Here is a 16,012-nt window from a genome sequence, read left to right on the forward strand (position 1 = left end):
AGATTATTATGAGACCTAAAAACCCCTTATTCTTTTTATTATGTAAAATAAAACTTCCATTATTATTAATTTTGTTTGCTATTTCTATTTCATCTATAGGCAGCATTAGTGGTTTGTTTATACCTCTATTTACAGGTAAGGTTGTTGATAAATTTTCTGAGAACACCTTTGATTGGAGATTTATAGTAATTTTTTTATGCATGTTTTTAATTAACGCGATCTTGAGTGGTATTGGGTTATATTTGCTCAGTAAAATTGGTGAAAAAATGATTATGGCAATTCGTTTTATGCTCTGGGAACATATAATCAAATTAAAAACCTCTTTCTTTGATAATAATGAGAGTGGTTCAATAATGAGTCGTATCACAGACGACACCAATGTTATCAACACTTTTGTATCTCAAAAATTACCCAATATAATACCTTCTATAATCACTATTTTAGGCTCTGTTATCATTTTATTAAGAATGGATTGGCAAATGACTCTTATAACTCTTATTATAGTGCCTATATTTTTAGCAATAATTATCCCTTTAGGCGGAATGGTAAGGAAAATCTCAAAAAAAGCACAATCCGAAGTCGCAAGCTTTAGTGGTTTATTAGGGCGTGTCTTAACAGAAATACGTCTTGTAAAGATATCTAATACAGAAAATCAAGAATTGAAAAATGCTTATAACAACCTTTTTGAAATATATAAATTAGGGTTAAAAGAGTCTAAGATCATTTCAATTATACAACCTTTAACTAGCCTCATCCTTTTACTGACTATAGGAATTATTCTGGGATTTGGCGGTATAAGAGTCTCAACGGGTGTAATATCTGCTGGCACCCTAGTAGCTATGATTTTCTATGTCATACAATTATCAGGCCCTTTGACTAATTTTTCAACGTTACTTACAGACTATCAGCGTGCGATAGGAGCTAGCCAAAGATTAAGTGAAATTCTACTTGAGCACAAAGAAGAGCTAGAGTCCAATAAGAATGCTTTAGATATTGATTTCAGCAATCAAAATTTGAAATTTTCAGAAGTAAGTTTCAAATATGATGATAAACCGATTTTGAATGAAATAACTTTTGATATCCCAAGTAGAAAGGTTACTGCTTTTGTAGGACCGTCTGGTTCTGGTAAAAGTACTATTTTCAATTTAATTGCACGTTTGTATGAATTACCCCCAAGTAATGGGAGCATATCACTCGAAGGAATACCGATTAACGAATTTAACTTATCAGATTGGCGGAATAAAATTGGATATGTAATGCAAACCAACGCAATGATAAATGGCACCGTAAAAGATAATATTACTTATGGAATCAAAAGAGAAATTAGTGAAGATGAAATTATTAAGTATTCTAAATTGTCTAATTGCCATGAATTTGTTATGTTGTTAGATAAAGGTTATAGCACAATAATTGGCGAAAAAGGAGTGAAGTTGTCAGGAGGTCAGCGTCAACGAATTGATATTGCAAGAAACTTTATTAAAGATCCTGATATTCTATTATTGGATGAGGCAACAGCAAGTTTGGACAGTGAGAGTGAGAGAAAAATACAGAATTCACTAGAAGAATTAATGAAAAATAGAACTACAGTAATAATAGCTCACAGATTAGCAACAATTAAAAAAGCAGATCAAATCATTTTCTTAGACCAAGGAGTGATTACTGGTAAAGGAACTCATGACCAATTAATGCTTACCCATGAAAAGTACAGGCGATTTGTGTCAGCCCAAAAATTGGCTAACTAACTAAATTACGAGCTCGCCCCTTTAATCTATTTATTAGTAAATTTAATATCATCATCTAAATCATTTATGTCAAATGAATTAAGATACCTTACAAATTTAGTGTAATCTTAACAATGTAAGATGAGGAATACTTTTTGCATTAGTTAAACTGAAAAGCAGCTAATTATTCGGCATAGTCTGTGGATGTTATGTTTTGATAAGTAGTAATAAATATTACTTTAGCTGTAATTTGACTGCATATACTTTGATTGAGAACATAAAATGGTTATAGAAAAAGACGGATAACCCGGTTTTAAAGTAATTATAAAAAGGAGTTATAACGATGGTAAAAAGATTTTTTCTGGTTTTACTCACACTAATTATGTCTATAGTTGTTATGCTAGTGGCTGCTAAAAATTCTCCTGGAGATAATGTCATTTCATTTGAACAGCCTCGAATATTAATGATATCAATTGGGATAGTGGTATTTTTATTCATTCCCCCGTTAGTCATGTCCTTTTTTGGTAACTGGGTTGTAAGAATCGTATCTGGTGTATACCAATGTTTTATCGTTCTAACCTTTCTGGGGCTCATTCCAATAGGATTTCTTATTCCCGATGGCTTTTTGACCATTGTTGTTTCTATTGCAGGAACTTTAATCAGCATAGTTAGCGTTGTAGTAACCTTTATTGATAGGAATAAAGAAGTTAAATCTTAGCTGAAATAATAAAATAAGGTTAGAAGGCTTTATCCTTAATTTCAAGGAAAGGAGCTTTCTTTTTTTATAGGTTTATATGTTGAATGACTAACGCCCTTGATGACTGATGGTTGCTTTTAGTGTAGATACTCGGAAAGAAAGTTACAGGGCGTATCTTAACAGTTCCTAAATCTACAGCTCCCAAATTGTTCATTTACAATAAAATAAATCCTCTCAAAGGGCTGCAATTTCTTGTCCATAATTTCTTGGTGTCCTCGAGATTCCAAAAATAGACGCAGAGCTTCGGACTGTAGAGGGAACGGATGCGGATGATTTGGAAAAAGGAGTCGGCCACTAAAAAGGCAGTTATTATCCAGATGAAAACGGACAAATTGTTCTATCGGGGCATCGGGATACCGTCTTCCGCCGAACGGGAGAACTGAAAAAAGGTGATCAATTAAAGGTTAAGCTGCCATATGGAAGCTTTTCATATGAAATAGACAAAACAAAAATTGTAGACCAAAAAGATACGTCTATTATTACCCAGCAGCATAACAAAGAAGAGCTCATTCTGACAACTTGTTAACCGTTTTCATATATTGGTAATGCACCAAAGCGGTATATCATTTATGGAAAGCGGATTTAAAAGGACATTGGTATTCTGAAGAATTAGCTGGCGAGACTTTCTCGTCAGTTTTTTTTAATTGGATGGGCTTTTGAATGGGAAGATGGATTAAAGTCTTCCGGAAGTGAGTAGCGAGGTTGAAGGTAACTTTGGCAAGTTTTAGTCCTGTTTGTAAGTCAAAAAAGGCTACTACACCATGTTCAAATTCTGTACCACTATTCCTTGTGTAGGCAGACCCAGACCATCTCGATAAAAGCGCAATGAATTTTCTAAGTTATCTACGCCTAAAGTGATTACTGTAATCCGTGATTTCATTAGCAATGTAACCTCCTAAGTTAATTGTAATTAAATTAAATCAAAATGGAATATGAGAAAAACTAGAATATCAAAGATTAGGCTGACGAATTTTCGTCAGCTTTTTTAATCATGTTCTTTCTGCATTCTGGTTCATGTTAAATCATAGTAATCTAGGTTAATATAAAAGTATTTTGTATATTTGTATAAGTTTACTTTACTTTTTTATAAGGTGAGTTTATAATTTGGTTCAAGAGGTGATGGTCATGAAGAAAGATTTTGGTGATTCGATCTCAAATAAGGTTTATGAATATCGTGTACTTGCCAGATTGTCTCAGCAAGAATTAGCAAAGAAAGTCGGGGTTTCCAAACAAACCATCTTTGTAATGGAGAAAGGAAATTATGTTCCGACTCTGCTGTTAGCTTTTCGAATTGCCGAATTTTTTAATGTGGATGTAAACGAGATTTTTACTTATGAGAAAGGAAATGATCAAAAATGAAAATGAATTCGATCACAGATACGATCACCAACGCAATTTTTTCCCCTTTAAAGTCCTGGGCTGAACATTCTCCGGGAAATTGGAATATTCTTATTGGCAGTGGGTTTGTATTGCTTGTAGTCGGATTGATTCTGACATTCGTATTTACTAAAAAAATGGGTAAGACTGACGAAAGAACAAACCAAATCGCTTTAAAAGGTAGTCTCTGTACGTTATGTGCACTAATTTTTTGCGACTTGCTTTTCCCAAAAGAATATATGTGGCAAGTTTTCTTCTTATTTAAGTATTCTATTGCATTCTTCGCTTCAGCAATCTATCTAGCAGTTCGATATAAAAAAGATTTTTTGTGAATTCAATTACCGAGAAAGATAGTGTCTCTGTAGTTTTAATTGTTTTAGGAGAGGGAACGAATATGAAATCATTTTATAATGAGATTTGGAGATGTGGGAAAGTATGGGGGTTTTTTGCCGCCAATTATTAACCACAATTCATACAAACCGTTAGAGATGATGTAAAATGTAATGAAAATAAGCTTTCATAATCAGTGATATGAATTTACCATGTTGAGGGCTCAGTGGGGTGAATAACCCGTAAAGGTTCAAGTTCTCTCGGCCGCACCCCAATAATACCAAGGGTTTAACCATCTTTGGTGTTATTTTTTTGCGGAAAATACGGCTGTACCGCATTGTGGAGTCCACTAAAAAAGTGCTGACCTCTGCACAACATCGTTGCGCGAGTCTGCACTTTTATTCTGCGATTATGGGGAGTTTATTTTAATCCGTTGTTAGCCGCGCCGATACTTGGCTTTTAGAAGCTTTTTTTAAGTGGCTAAAACTAACAAATTTTTTGCCTTCTTCATCCCATAGGCGGAACTTTAACGACTTAAGGCTTGTTACCAGTGTAATGGTCGGAACGTTTTGCAATGGTTCAGTGTTGTTATGCACTTTTTCAAGCTTATAGTTTGGGACTCTCGGGCTTAAATGATGAACATGATGAAAACCGATATTGCCTGTTAGCCACTGCATGACTTTTGGAAGTTTATAAAAAGAGCTTCCTTCAACTGCTGCTTTTACATATTCCCAATGCTCATCTTCTTCAAAATAAGAATCCTCAAACGTATGCTGAATATAAAACATCCAAATTCCGAGAGAGCCCGATATCATAAAAATCGGCACCTGAACTAGCAGGAAGTTTTGCCAGCCAACAGCCCAACATAAAAGTGCTGCCAAAGTGACGATCCCCAGGTTCGTTACATACGTATTCATCCGTTCTTTGCGTTTTGCCCCTTTTCGATTAAAACGATTGGCAATCCCAAAAACGTAAATCGGCCCAATAATAAACATAACAAACGGATTTCTGTACAATCGGTACATTATTTTTGTCTTAGTTGAGGCTTTCTTATATTCCTCAACTGTCAGTACCCAAATATCGCCTGTACCGCGTTTATCCAGGTTGCTGCTTGTCGCATGATGGACAGAATGGTCGTGTGCCCAATGATCAAAAGGATGCAGAGTTAGAATTCCTGTTAATGTACCAAGGATTCGATTCGCCTTTCTGTTCTTAAAAAAGGAATAGTGGCAGCAATCATGAAAGATGATGAAGGTTCTCACTAAAAAACCTGCCGCAACAACAGAAATCGCTAATGTAAGGAAATAAGAAATCGACAAGCTCTTATATGCCAAACACCATAATAGGAAAAATGGCACCAATGTGTTAATGATTTGACAAATGCTTTTGTGTAAATCGGACTTTTCATAAGGTGTAACCAGTTTTCTCAAAGTCCTTAGGTTTTGTTCTTTCATATTAAAAAGTTTCCCCTTCCCTGGTGATCTTCTAAGTGTAGAAAACGTTTTATAGCCTTAGAAGGCCCAACGTTATACACCTCATATATGATAAGTATTCTTCCCATTCATCTATAAAATTATTGGAAATAATAAACTGATTTCCAGTTTATTATTAGCAGAGTCAGCCGGGATACAAAAGGCGTATGAAGATTATACCCAGCACATTATCGGGTCAAACTCTCTCAATGCTCCCCCATGGGGATCGATTTATTTGACCGTGAACATTGATTGTTTGAGGAAAAAAGAATGGGTATATCCATGAGTGACTGTTTGGAAACATCTGCAGAAACAAAGTTTTACAAGTGAACAGCCCTGCTTTTAAAAGATTATCTTGCTCTTGAACAAGAAACAGCTGAGCTAAGTACTATTAAGCAAAGAAAAAGGTTTGAAGACAACTCGTGATTCATTTTTCACGGTGTTTTCAAACCATAGTTTTTAATAGGCCTCTTATTTTGCGCTGGTATACACATGTTTAACAAATAATGCCATGAATAAATCGTAAATATAATTTGCAGTTATTTCCGATTCCTGATATAATAAAGAAGAATTATTTTTGTTCGGTGTAAAGGATAGTATGAAGATTGACTTTTCGTCTTGATGATACTTTGGGCAAGGATAGTATATACTGTGTGGTTACACACTAGGAGGCAACAAAAATGGAACAAGGTACAGTTAAATGGTTTAATGCAGAAAAAGGTTTTGGCTTTATCGAACGCGAAAATGGAGACGATGTATTCGTACACTTTTCTGCAATCCAAAGTGACGGATTCAAATCTTTAGACGAAGGTCAAAAAGTATCGTTTGACGTTGAGCAAGGTGCTCGTGGAGCTCAAGCTGCTAACGTTCAAAAAGCTTAATCTTCAATCGTTTATACAAACAGGCTCTTTATATAGGGCCTGTTTTTTTATGTCTATATCATACTCAATAAAAAACCCTACTCAACGTTCGAGTAGGGAGATGCTACAAGGTAATAGAAAAAGATTTAAAACTTCAAAGGTTTGTTTACAGTATAACATACTGGATTGACAATATGCGGAATGTATATAAATTATTTAATGTTTTGTTCAAATATAGCTCTTTTTTTCACTAACCTGTTCGTTAATTTAAGTAAGATTAATGAATTATAAAAATGGTTTCATCTGGATGTTATCAACTCGCATATCTCTTTTATGAAAAGAAGATAAACAATTATTATTCAATGTGGCAGTGGATATAAGAAATTCTTAAAAATAATGAGGAGATCGATTGTTTTTTTCTTCTGGAAATAATCACTTAGAGATACCTAAAACAATGAAAGCCCTACCTCTCTTCCATCCTTACGGCTCCTTGTCCGTGCCAGTGTGAATCAGGATACTAATAACAAGTGACTATTTTATTGAGTTTTTTGGTAAAACTTCAATCTTCGCAGAAGAAATGTAAATAATAAAAATGGATTAGAATGTAGGAATAACAAAAGAGGTCGTTAATGTTCTAAACATAAGTTAGAGAAGATTTGCTTTTCATCATAATATTCCGAAATATTTTTTGGGATCAATACACTATCTAACCGAAACTTTTTATTTGCTTTTCAGTGATTCCTTTAATTACTTCCAGTTCACTAATCAAAAATTCATATGCATTATCCAGCATTTTTTTTTCGCTTGCATTAAGTGCTTTTTCTTTCTTCATACGCATTAAATCACGTACAACTTCAGCGCCTTCTTGTATTTCACCTGTTTTTATTTTGTCCGTGTTTATTTTGTACCTTTGCTTCCATGGCAGTAACCTATCTGATTCTCCATGCTGAAAAATGTCCATAATGTGTTTTAATGCAAGTATATCGGTAACTGGTCGTATATTCGAACTCAATATTTTACTCGTTGGAATCATAACTGTCATATTACTGATTGACATTCTTATGACATAATACTGTTGTTTTTCCTCTAAGAATTCTTTTTCTTCTATGGCTTCAATTATACCTGCTCCGTGCATTGGATAAACAATGTTATCGCCAATTTGAAACATATCATCCACCTCCTTATATGGTATCCTTCTTAAGATTACCATATATGGAGGTGTAATATCAAAATTTTAATAATAACATGATCGAATTTTTGATGTCAATAACTTTTTTGAAAAAACAGATCAAGCAAAAACAATAGGGAACGTGTCGGATTTCCAATCAGGAAAAGGTCAATTGATCCGTGTGAGCAGTTTTTCATTGGCTCAATGACATTACAGAAATGATTTGAGTAGATAAGAAAGAACGATATTCGTGAAATGTCAGCTAAAAATATTTAAAGCACATGATTAAGTTCTAATTTCTTTACCGATTTGATATGGATAACGGCCCACTTACTTAATGATGCATTATCACTTATCTTGCGAACAGAAAAAGGTTTGTTGATAAACATTTAGCCATCAAATATTATTATCAGGGAAATTGACAACCTTCAAATGGGTATTGAGGTGAGAAGAAAAATAAAGAAAGGAGAGATTATAAATGAAGACCAGAACATAAAGAAGTGAAGGGGAAAGAACAAGGTTAATTGAAAAGCAAACTATATAAAATAGTTTGCTTTTTTTTGTTATGACTTCACTTCTTTTTCTTTCTCTTTAATGACTAATAAAACACCGCTCAGAATTAAAAACGAACCTATCCAAAATGTCCCGCCTATTTGTTCTCCAAGCAGAATCCATCCGAGTAAGGTTCCAACCAGAGGCTGAAAAAAGAAAAAGAGGCCTCCACTTGAGGCATTTAATAATTGTAAGCCGTGGTTCCACAATAAAAATGCACAAGCTGTTGAAACAATTCCCAAATACAAAAGGCCACCTAGAATTTTAGGGTCAAGCAGTAGTGGCGTAAAAATCGTGCTAGGTTTTACAAAAGGAGTTAGTGCCACAATGGCCACAAAAGTTGAATACGTGGTAACAAGTATAGGCGAATAGCTGTTTGGCACGCGTTTGATAAGCACTGACATCAGTGCCCATGTAAGGGCTGCAACAAGCAGAGAAATACCGCCAAGCTGATTAGAGGTATCAATATGTCCGTTTCCAACAATAAATAATACGCCTGTGGTCGCTAAAATTATTGAAGTTCCTTTTTTTATATTCAATGGTTCTTTAAGTAATAGACGAGCAAAAATAACCATGAACGCTGGTGTGGAGGACGTAATAATTGCTCCCATTTGTGCTGAAGACAACATCGTTCCATATTCTTGTGTAACAATTGAAATGGTGTTGCCAACAATTCCAATGGCAACAATTAATAAAAGGTCGCGCTTATGAATTTTCCAAGATTGTTTCCTTATCAAACCAACAATAAGAAGCGCAAGGATGGCGATGACGTACCTGATCCAAACCAATTCAAAAGGCGGAATTACTGCGACAACAACCTTAACCACAACATACATGCCACCCCAGATACTAGCGGCTAAAGCTAAATATATAGAACCTAACAGGGTATTTTTCATTTTTTTGTTCCCTCCGTATTTAAAATTAGGTCAATAAATGCCCTAACGGAGAGAAGTAGTCACTTTACTCCATTAAGGGCGGAGAAGTGCTACTGGAACATCATTTTCAAATAGTGGAGCTAAAAACATGTTATGATCACCTCGATTTTCAAGAATGACTATCATTATACAATGTTGGTTTTAAAGCCGTAAACATCTTAAGAGGACTCCGTTTATTAATAGAATAAACTTTATGAATTCATTTTTTTGTATGATAATGGCGTCATATTCATCGCTTGTTGAAATTTACTTATGAAATAACTGGTACTGTTAAATCCAACTTGATAAGACACTTCTGTCACATTGGATTCAGGGTGTTGCAGTAATAATAAGCTTTTTTGAATTCTATAATCCATTACATAACGTAATGGCGTCTTATTCAGCATTCGTTTAAAATAACGGCAGCATTCAGAACGGCTCAGTTGGCCAGCTTTTGCAATGTCCTCTAATGTGATTTTTTCAGCATAATGGAGATGGATCCAGTTTAACATTTGTTTCATTCGATGACTTTTTATCATTTCAGATTGATCGTACTCTAATTGAAAACCATTAACGACCAGGTTTTTCCACATTAACGTTAATTGCATCGTAATGTCAATCTCATAGAGCGATGTCTTTTGTTGAATCAATTGATTTATTTTTTTTACAGCATCTAGAATATTTTTTGCCCACTGTTGATTTCCAGCCAAAAATAAATAGGGCAAATTGGTTGAAAACATATAGGGCTGAACATAGCTTGAATACAGTTCCTGAGATAAAACGAAATGGGGTGACACATTCAAGCAAATATACGTACAATCCGAGCCTTCCTTTTCTTCGGCCATGTGCAGGTAGCCGCTATTGATAAATAATCCATCCCCTTCGTGAACCTCTATTTTTTCTTCATTTATTTGAAAGAGAGCTATCCCTTTTAGTATCAAAACAAATTGGATTTCATCATGCCAATGAAGCGGAATATAGCCATTTATATTTTGATTGATCGTTGTCTTGTAGCAGGCAACTGGCAATTCTACCGTTCGGTGCTCTGTTAATTCTTTTAAATTTTGATCGATCACAAAATTCTTCATTCTGACTTCACACCTCAATATATTTATATTTTTTCATTCAATTTGAGTATTTTTTATCATGTTTTGCATTTATTACAACACTATTATTATATTTATTAGTGAGGAGTCATGTATGAATACTTCCAATAGAAGAATGGGATTGTTCTATGTTATCACAGGGGCGACATGTTGGGGGATTGGAGGCACAGTAGCCAAAAAACTTTTTCAAGAATATCAAATTGATGTCAATTGGCTTGTAACGACACGCTTGCTTACGGCTGGAATGTTACTTTTAATGCTGCAACTGTTCAGAAAGGATCGGTCTCAGGTTATTGAGGTTTGGAGAAACAAAGCGTCGGCTGGCCAGCTTCTTATTTTTGGCCTATTGGGAATGCTAGCTGTGCAGTACACATATATGGCATCCATTCAACATGGGAATGCTGCCGTTGCTACATTATTGCAATATTTATCCCCAGTAATCGTCATTATCTACACGCTTTTGCGAAAACAAACGGTTCTTACCAAACAAGATATCATTACTGTTGTACTTGCTTTAGTGGGTTGCTTTTTTTTGTTAACAAATGGTTCAATGTCTCAACTTTCAGTGCCGGCAGCTGCAGTAGTATGGGGAGTTTTATCAGGATTCGCGGCAGCTTTTTATACTTTGTATGCCGTTGGTTTATTAAATAAATTTGATTCTCTTGTCGTTGTAGGTTGGGCTATGATTATTGGCGGTTTTGCATTGGGTTTTATCCATCCGCCATGGCAACTGGATTTTCAACGATTAACTGCTGAGGCTTATGCATATATTTTATTTGTGATATTATTTGGAACAATGATTGCGTTCTGGTTCTTCATAAAAAGCTTGGAAAGCCTCTCTCCAAAAGAAACAAGCCTACTAGGCAGTCTAGAGCCTCTATCAGCTGTTGTAACAACTGTCGTTTGGTTAAAAGCGCCATTTGGTTCTTTTCAATGGATTGGTGCTATTTGTATTATAGGGATAACTTTAATATTGGCTTTACATAAAGAGCCTTCTATGGAGAGTGAAAAATCGATATTAAAGATTAGGAATCATGCAAATCGGGATATATAGGGGCTTTTTTTGCTTACATGACCGGTCCGACAATGAAAAACACTGGTGGAGTTTGAGCCCTCTCGGCAATATCAAAAAGACCAAGGGTTTTGACGCCCTTGGTATTTTTTCTTCAAGAACCTTCAATTTTTCTTTTTTGTAATTGGTATCCAAATTTCACTTTTAAAAGATGGTGATGTTACATCCTTATGCTCGTTCCACAATATTTCTGGACCTTCTATTTGTTCGTAATTTGACGATGGAAACCATTCGGAATAAATGCGTCCCCATACTTCTTGCAGTGTATCCGGAAATGGCCCGATTGATTCGAATACAGCCCATGTTGAGGCAGGAACTTCAAGCCGTGAGAAATTATCTGGACACTGTTTCGTTGTGGCTGCGCCAATATAGTGATCGAGCTCTCCTTTTTCCTCTGTCCGACCTTCAGAAAAATTCGTGGATGCACTAATGAGGCCTGATGGTGCTACATTAGAAAGCTCTTTTAGTTTATTTATTGCTTTTTCATCTAAACTTTCCCACATAGATGCAATTTCCGGATTAATTCCTTTGAAAATAATAGGAACTCTTTTTTTAATGCCAACGATGCGAAATGCCTCTTTTTCTTCAATACGGTAGTTCATTTCATTTCCTCCTTTAATTGTTAGCTGGAAGGTCATTCGTGGATAAGCTTTAAGGGAATGGCCATTAAGTCTGGCTTTTGATGGGTTTATGCCATGTAAATTTTGGAATGCCCGTGCAAAAGAATCTGGTGAGTTATAACCGTACTTTATTGCAATATCAATCACTTTTACATTGCTGTCTTTCAGTTCAAAAGCTGCAAGAGTAAGACGTCTGCGACGAATATATTCCGATAATGAAATACCTGCAAGGAAGGAAAACATCCTTTTAAAATGATATTCAGAGCAGAAAGCAAGCTTTGCTGCCTCTTGAAAATCAATATCATTAGTGAGGTTTTCTTCAATATACTTTAACGCCCTATTCATACTTTTAAGCAAATCCATTTATTTGGCCTCCTTTAACCAAAGAATAACAGGAGTGAAATGTATTTATCCGACATTCTGTGCACAGTTTTGCAGGATGACTTATATGAAATAAAGTAAGTGATTCACTTGTATTTGTACAGGTTTTATTGAAGCATGCTGTTCATAAAAAGGCATCAATAAAAGAAAGTTATAATTGTCTTATAAACGGCACATTCATATAATTGAGTGAAAAAGGATGCGTATCATGCCTATCAATTCTTTTGAAAATTATCCGATGAGCTGGAAGCCATCGATTGATAAAGCTGAAAAGCCTATTTATAAAGCACTTGCAGGGCAATTGGAACAGGATATTTTAAACGGAGTTTTATTACCTGGAACAAAACTTCCTCCGCAGCGAGAATTGGCTGATTATTTAGATTTAAATGTGAGTACGATTTCCAAAGCATTTAAAGTGTGTGAGTTAAAGGGGCTGCTGAGTGCGACTGTAGGGAGCGGCACATTTGTATCGTATGATGCGTTGTCGAATGCGTATTTACTTGAGGATACAAAGCCGACACATTTAATTGAAATGGGAGCAATACTTCCAGATCACGCTTCATATGAGCCCTTGTTACACCAACTGAAAAACATGATTCAGGAGGAGGATTATGAAAAATGGTTTAGCTACGGCCGGGCAGGCGAAAGCCTTTGGCAAAAAGATGCAGCTGTAAAGCTCATCCAAAGAGGCGGGTTTGAAACAACTGTTGAACACATTTTATTTGCAAATGGAGGCCAAAATGCGATTGCAGCGACATTGGCGAGTCTTTGTAAGCCTGGAGACCGCATCGGAGTTGACCATCATACGTACCCTGGTTTAAAAACTGTTGCATCATTGCTTAGTGTGCAAATCGTACCGATAAAATCAGAGAACGATGAAATGAGTCCGGAGTCACTTGAATATGCGTGTAAAAATGAAAATATTAAAGGTTTGTATTTAATCCCGGATTATCATAATCCGACGACTTCCTTTATGTCTGTTGAGAATCGAAGAATGGTTGCAGACATTGCAAAGAAATATAATCTGTTTGTTATTGAGGATGCATCGTACCATCTTCTTAGCAAAAAGCCGCTTCCGGCACTCGCCTCATTCGCACCGCAACAGGTTATCCATATTGCAAGTTTATCAAAATCGTTAGCGCCAGGCCTGCGTTTGGCTTATGTAGCAGTGCCGAGACAATATAAGGAGCCAATATCAAAGGCGCTTTATAATTTAAATATAACTGTTTCCCCGCTATTAGCTGAACTTACTGCTCGCACGATTGTATCAAATCAATTTGAAGTCTTAATTGAGAGTCATCGTGAACAAACCATTCGCAGAAATCAACTCGTAAACCGATATGTTGCGGGATATACATGTTTAGGTGTTGAAACAGGCATTTTTCGCTGGTTGTTGTTACCGGGTAAAATGTCTGGTGCCGAATTTGAAGAATTGGCTGCTCGACATGGCGTGCAAGTGTATGCGGCTGAACGCTTTGTAGTGGGAAATAGTTGTCCTGAAAGGGCTGTAAGGGTTTCTGTCTGTGCACCAAAAACACTTGAAGAGCTTGAACAAGGATTAATGATCCTGAGACGTTTGCTAGACGATCTTACCTAATATTGTTTGCCATACAATTAAGACATTGTATGGCTTTTTTGTGCGTGTTATGATGATCCACATCTAGAGGGAGGTTTATACAAAATTGGCTTTTAGAAAGGAAGGTCAGATGATGTTAGACAAGGACAGCGTAAAAGCAATAGATGTTCAAACTGCTTCATTACAAAGCTACATCGGTTCACCAGAAAAACAAAAATCGTTATACAAGCGTACACTATTCGTTGTGAGTATCTCACAAATTTTTGGCGGTGCGGGGCTGGCGGCAGGAGTGACTGTCGGTGCGCTTATTGCACAGCAAATGCTTGGCACTGATGCGTTTGCTGGTCTGCCTTCTGCGTTATTTACTTTAGGGTCAGCAGGATCTGCATTAATTGTTGGAAGACTTTCTCAACGTTATGGCCGTCGAACAGGTCTTTCGGCTGGCTTTATGATTGGCGGACTTGGAGCAATAGGCGTTATTATGGCAGCAATCATAAATAGTATTTTCTTGTTATTTATTTCGTTGCTTATTTACGGTGCAGGTACAGCCACTAATTTACAGGCCCGTTATGCTGGTACAGACTTAGCAAATCATAAGCAGCGAGCGACTGCTGTTAGTATTACGATGGTTTTTACTACATTTGGCGCAGTGGCAGGTCCAAGCTTAGTGAATGTGATGGGGGATTTCGCTCTTTCTATTGGTGTTCCATCACTTGCTGGCCCTTTCATTTTAGCCGCAGCAGCATATATGTTAGCAGGTGTGGTCCTTTTCATTATGCTTCGTCCAGATCCATTAGTTATAGCAAGAACAATAGAAGCGGCAAATGAAGAGCCTGGTGATAAAGGACATTTGGCGGCAACTGAGCATACAGAAAACAAAAAAGGGATAATCGTTGGGGCAACAGTTATGGTTCTTACCCAAATAGTAATGGTAGCTATTATGACAATGACACCGGTTCATATGAGACATCATGGGCATGACTTGGGGGCAGTAGGGCTTGTTATTGGTTTTCATATAGGTGCTATGTATCTCCCTTCACTGGTTACAGGTGTTCTTGTAGATAGGTTGGGACGTACCGCAATGGCTATTTCCTCTGGAACAACGTTGCTTTTGGCAGGTGTAATAGCAGCATTTGCTCCGGGAGATTCTATGGTTTTTCTCGTCATTGCTCTTTCTTTACTCGGATTAGGGTGGAATTTTGGTTTGATAAGCGGGACTGCCCTTATTGTAGATTCAACTGATAGTGCCACACGAGCTAAAACGCAGGGGACAGTGGATGTTCTGATTGCGTTGTCAGGAGCTGCTGGCGGAGCATTATCTGGAATGATTGTGGCAGGGTCAAGTTACCTAGCATTATCATTTACTGGAGGGATGTTGTCCTTATTACTCATTCCAGTGGTGGTATGGTTTAGGGGCCGCTAAAGGATAGGATTGTTTAATTTACATTAATTTGTTATATTGTTAGATAAAGTCTATTGCGTCGTCTAATATTCTAACTAACTATAGTTGCTCAATTAAATCTATTATAAAGATTTGACTAGGATTCCTTATAGCTGTGTCACTCACTGCATATTCTTTAATTGAATCACATAAAATGGTTATCGGATTTGAAAAAGGCAGGATTACTCGCTTTAGGTAAAGGAGTCATCACGTTGTTAAAAAGGTTTTCTCTTGTTTTTGTTACACTAATGATGTCTATCGTTGTTGTTTTAGCGGCTGCTAAAGAGTCGCCTGGAGATTATGTCATCTCATTTGATGAACCTCTTATCTTGATGATCTCAATTGGGATCGTTGTATTTTTATTTATCCCTCCATTAGTCATGTCCTTTTTTGGCAATTTGGTTGTAAGAATAATATCTGGTGTATACCAATGTTTTATCGTTTTCACTTTTCTGGGGCTCATTCCAATTGGATTTCTTATTCCCAATGGCTTTTTGACAATTCTAGTTTCTATTGCAGGAACTTTAGTCAGTATAGCTAGTGTTGCCGTAACCTTATGCATTGGCAAGAATAAAAAAGATATATAATAATTGAATTGTTATTTTTTCAGATTGTCAGTGAAATAATAAAACAAGATGAGAAGGCTTTGTGGGCCTTCTTTTTTT

General features: G+C 36.2%; 14 protein-coding genes and 2 pseudogenes. 10 read left to right on the top strand and 6 right to left on the bottom strand.

Annotated features, from left to right (window positions below; translation table 11 throughout):
* The first annotated feature begins 8 nt into the window (after positions 1-8).
* From NST79_RS02865 to NST79_RS02875, 3 genes and pseudogenes are all read left to right on the top strand, one after another.
* Entirely contained in the window at positions 9-1,742 is a 1,734-nt protein-coding gene (locus NST79_RS02865) for an ABC transporter ATP-binding protein (RefSeq protein WP_029317381.1), read from the top strand.
* Positions 1,743-2,064: 322 nt separating this feature from the next.
* Positions 2,065-2,439, top strand: a complete 375-nt coding sequence (locus tag NST79_RS02870) for a hypothetical protein (RefSeq protein ID WP_029317380.1) — start codon at positions 2,065-2,067, stop codon at positions 2,437-2,439.
* Positions 2,440-2,686: 247 nt separating this feature from the next.
* A pseudogene (locus tag NST79_RS02875) lies at positions 2,687-3,004 on the top strand (sortase); the annotation flags it as partial.
* Positions 3,005-3,194: 190 nt separating this feature from the next.
* Here the strand turns inward: NST79_RS02875 and NST79_RS02880 are convergent.
* Positions 3,195-3,358: pseudogene (locus NST79_RS02880) on the bottom strand (VOC family protein); the annotation flags it as partial.
* A gap of 245 nt (positions 3,359-3,603) precedes the next feature.
* Here NST79_RS02880 and NST79_RS02885 point away from each other — a divergent pair.
* Together NST79_RS02885 and NST79_RS02890 are read left to right on the top strand one after the other, a co-directional pair.
* Positions 3,604-3,837, top strand: coding sequence for a helix-turn-helix transcriptional regulator (locus tag NST79_RS02885; RefSeq protein ID WP_003240464.1), 234 nt, complete (start codon positions 3,604-3,606; stop codon positions 3,835-3,837).
* The gene (locus tag NST79_RS02890) at positions 3,834-4,187 is read left to right on the top strand and encodes a hypothetical protein (protein ID WP_029317379.1); all 354 of its coding nucleotides are present in this window, start codon (positions 3,834-3,836) and stop codon (positions 4,185-4,187) included. Before NST79_RS02885 ends, NST79_RS02890 begins: the two co-directional genes overlap by 4 nt.
* 423 nt (positions 4,188-4,610) lie before the next feature.
* Here NST79_RS02890 and NST79_RS02895 read toward each other — a convergent pair whose 3' ends face one another.
* On the bottom strand, positions 4,611-5,639 hold the full coding sequence (locus NST79_RS02895) for a fatty acid desaturase (protein ID WP_212059814.1): 1,029 nt from the start codon (positions 5,637-5,639) through the stop codon (positions 4,611-4,613).
* A gap of 698 nt (positions 5,640-6,337) precedes the next feature.
* On the opposite strand from NST79_RS02895, the gene cspC reads away from it, so the two are divergent.
* Entirely contained in the window at positions 6,338-6,538 is a 201-nt protein-coding gene (gene cspC, locus NST79_RS02900) for a cold shock protein CspC (protein WP_003234247.1), read from the top strand.
* Between the two features lie 685 nt (positions 6,539-7,223).
* Here the strand turns inward: cspC and NST79_RS02905 are convergent.
* From NST79_RS02905 to NST79_RS02915, 3 genes are all read right to left on the bottom strand, one after another.
* Positions 7,224-7,685, bottom strand: coding sequence for a CarD family transcriptional regulator (locus NST79_RS02905; protein WP_212059776.1), 462 nt, complete (start codon positions 7,683-7,685; stop codon positions 7,224-7,226).
* Positions 7,686-8,248: 563 nt separating this feature from the next.
* Positions 8,249-9,133, bottom strand: coding sequence for a DMT family transporter (locus NST79_RS02910; RefSeq protein WP_029317376.1), 885 nt, complete (start codon positions 9,131-9,133; stop codon positions 8,249-8,251).
* A 230-nt stretch (positions 9,134-9,363) separates the two neighbouring features.
* On the bottom strand, positions 9,364-10,239 hold the full coding sequence (locus tag NST79_RS02915; protein ID WP_029317375.1) for an AraC family transcriptional regulator: 876 nt from the start codon (positions 10,237-10,239) through the stop codon (positions 9,364-9,366).
* Positions 10,240-10,351: 112 nt separating this feature from the next.
* Between NST79_RS02915 and NST79_RS02920 the strand changes: the two genes are divergently transcribed.
* Entirely contained in the window at positions 10,352-11,311 is a 960-nt protein-coding gene (locus NST79_RS02920) for a DMT family transporter (RefSeq protein WP_015252746.1), read from the top strand.
* 122 nt (positions 11,312-11,433) lie between these two features.
* Here NST79_RS02920 and NST79_RS02925 read toward each other — a convergent pair whose 3' ends face one another.
* Positions 11,434-12,312: an AraC family transcriptional regulator gene (locus NST79_RS02925; RefSeq protein WP_069322392.1), complete on the bottom strand. Its 879-nt coding sequence runs from the start codon at positions 12,310-12,312 to the stop codon at positions 11,434-11,436.
* A 226-nt stretch (positions 12,313-12,538) separates the two neighbouring features.
* Here NST79_RS02925 and NST79_RS02930 point away from each other — a divergent pair, with 226 nt between their 5' ends.
* The 3 genes from NST79_RS02930 to NST79_RS02940 all read left to right on the top strand — a co-directional run bounded on the left by NST79_RS02930 (position 12,539) and on the right by NST79_RS02940 (position 15,934).
* Positions 12,539-13,927 (top strand): PLP-dependent aminotransferase family protein, encoded by a 1,389-nt coding sequence (locus tag NST79_RS02930; protein ID WP_029317373.1) that lies wholly within the window; start codon positions 12,539-12,541, stop codon positions 13,925-13,927.
* 109 nt (positions 13,928-14,036) lie between these two features.
* Positions 14,037-15,329 (top strand): MFS transporter, encoded by a 1,293-nt coding sequence (locus tag NST79_RS02935; protein ID WP_029317372.1) that lies wholly within the window; start codon positions 14,037-14,039, stop codon positions 15,327-15,329.
* Between the two features lie 230 nt (positions 15,330-15,559).
* Positions 15,560-15,934 carry a hypothetical protein gene (locus tag NST79_RS02940; RefSeq protein WP_032722936.1) on the top strand — a complete coding sequence of 125 codons (375 nt, stop codon included), beginning with the start codon at positions 15,560-15,562 and terminating at the stop codon, positions 15,932-15,934.
* The last annotated feature ends 78 nt before the right edge of the window (positions 15,935-16,012 follow it).

The sequence above is a fragment of the Bacillus sp. PS196 genome (assembly GCF_037963555.1).
GTDB classification, from domain to species: Bacteria; Bacillota; Bacilli; order Bacillales; family Bacillaceae; genus Bacillus; species Bacillus subtilis.

Coding starts and splice junctions, on each gene's coding strand:
- NST79_RS02865 (WP_029317381.1), top strand. CDS start 9: ATGAGACCTAAAAACCCCTTATTCTTTTTATTATGTAAAATAAAACTT.
- NST79_RS02870 (WP_029317380.1), top strand. CDS start 2,065: ATGGTAAAAAGATTTTTTCTGGTTTTACTCACACTAATTATGTCTATA.
- NST79_RS02885 (WP_003240464.1), top strand. CDS start 3,604: ATGAAGAAAGATTTTGGTGATTCGATCTCAAATAAGGTTTATGAATAT.
- NST79_RS02890 (WP_029317379.1), top strand. CDS start 3,834: ATGAAAATGAATTCGATCACAGATACGATCACCAACGCAATTTTTTCC.
- NST79_RS02895 (WP_212059814.1), bottom strand. CDS start 5,639: ATGAAAGAACAAAACCTAAGGACTTTGAGAAAACTGGTTACACCTTAT.
- cspC (WP_003234247.1), top strand. CDS start 6,338: ATGGAACAAGGTACAGTTAAATGGTTTAATGCAGAAAAAGGTTTTGGC.
- NST79_RS02905 (WP_212059776.1), bottom strand. CDS start 7,685: ATGTTTCAAATTGGCGATAACATTGTTTATCCAATGCACGGAGCAGGT.
- NST79_RS02910 (WP_029317376.1), bottom strand. CDS start 9,133: ATGAAAAATACCCTGTTAGGTTCTATATATTTAGCTTTAGCCGCTAGT.
- NST79_RS02915 (WP_029317375.1), bottom strand. CDS start 10,239: ATGAAGAATTTTGTGATCGATCAAAATTTAAAAGAATTAACAGAGCAC.
- NST79_RS02920 (WP_015252746.1), top strand. CDS start 10,352: ATGAATACTTCCAATAGAAGAATGGGATTGTTCTATGTTATCACAGGG.
- NST79_RS02925 (WP_069322392.1), bottom strand. CDS start 12,312: ATGGATTTGCTTAAAAGTATGAATAGGGCGTTAAAGTATATTGAAGAA.
- NST79_RS02930 (WP_029317373.1), top strand. CDS start 12,539: ATGCCTATCAATTCTTTTGAAAATTATCCGATGAGCTGGAAGCCATCG.
- NST79_RS02935 (WP_029317372.1), top strand. CDS start 14,037: ATGATGTTAGACAAGGACAGCGTAAAAGCAATAGATGTTCAAACTGCT.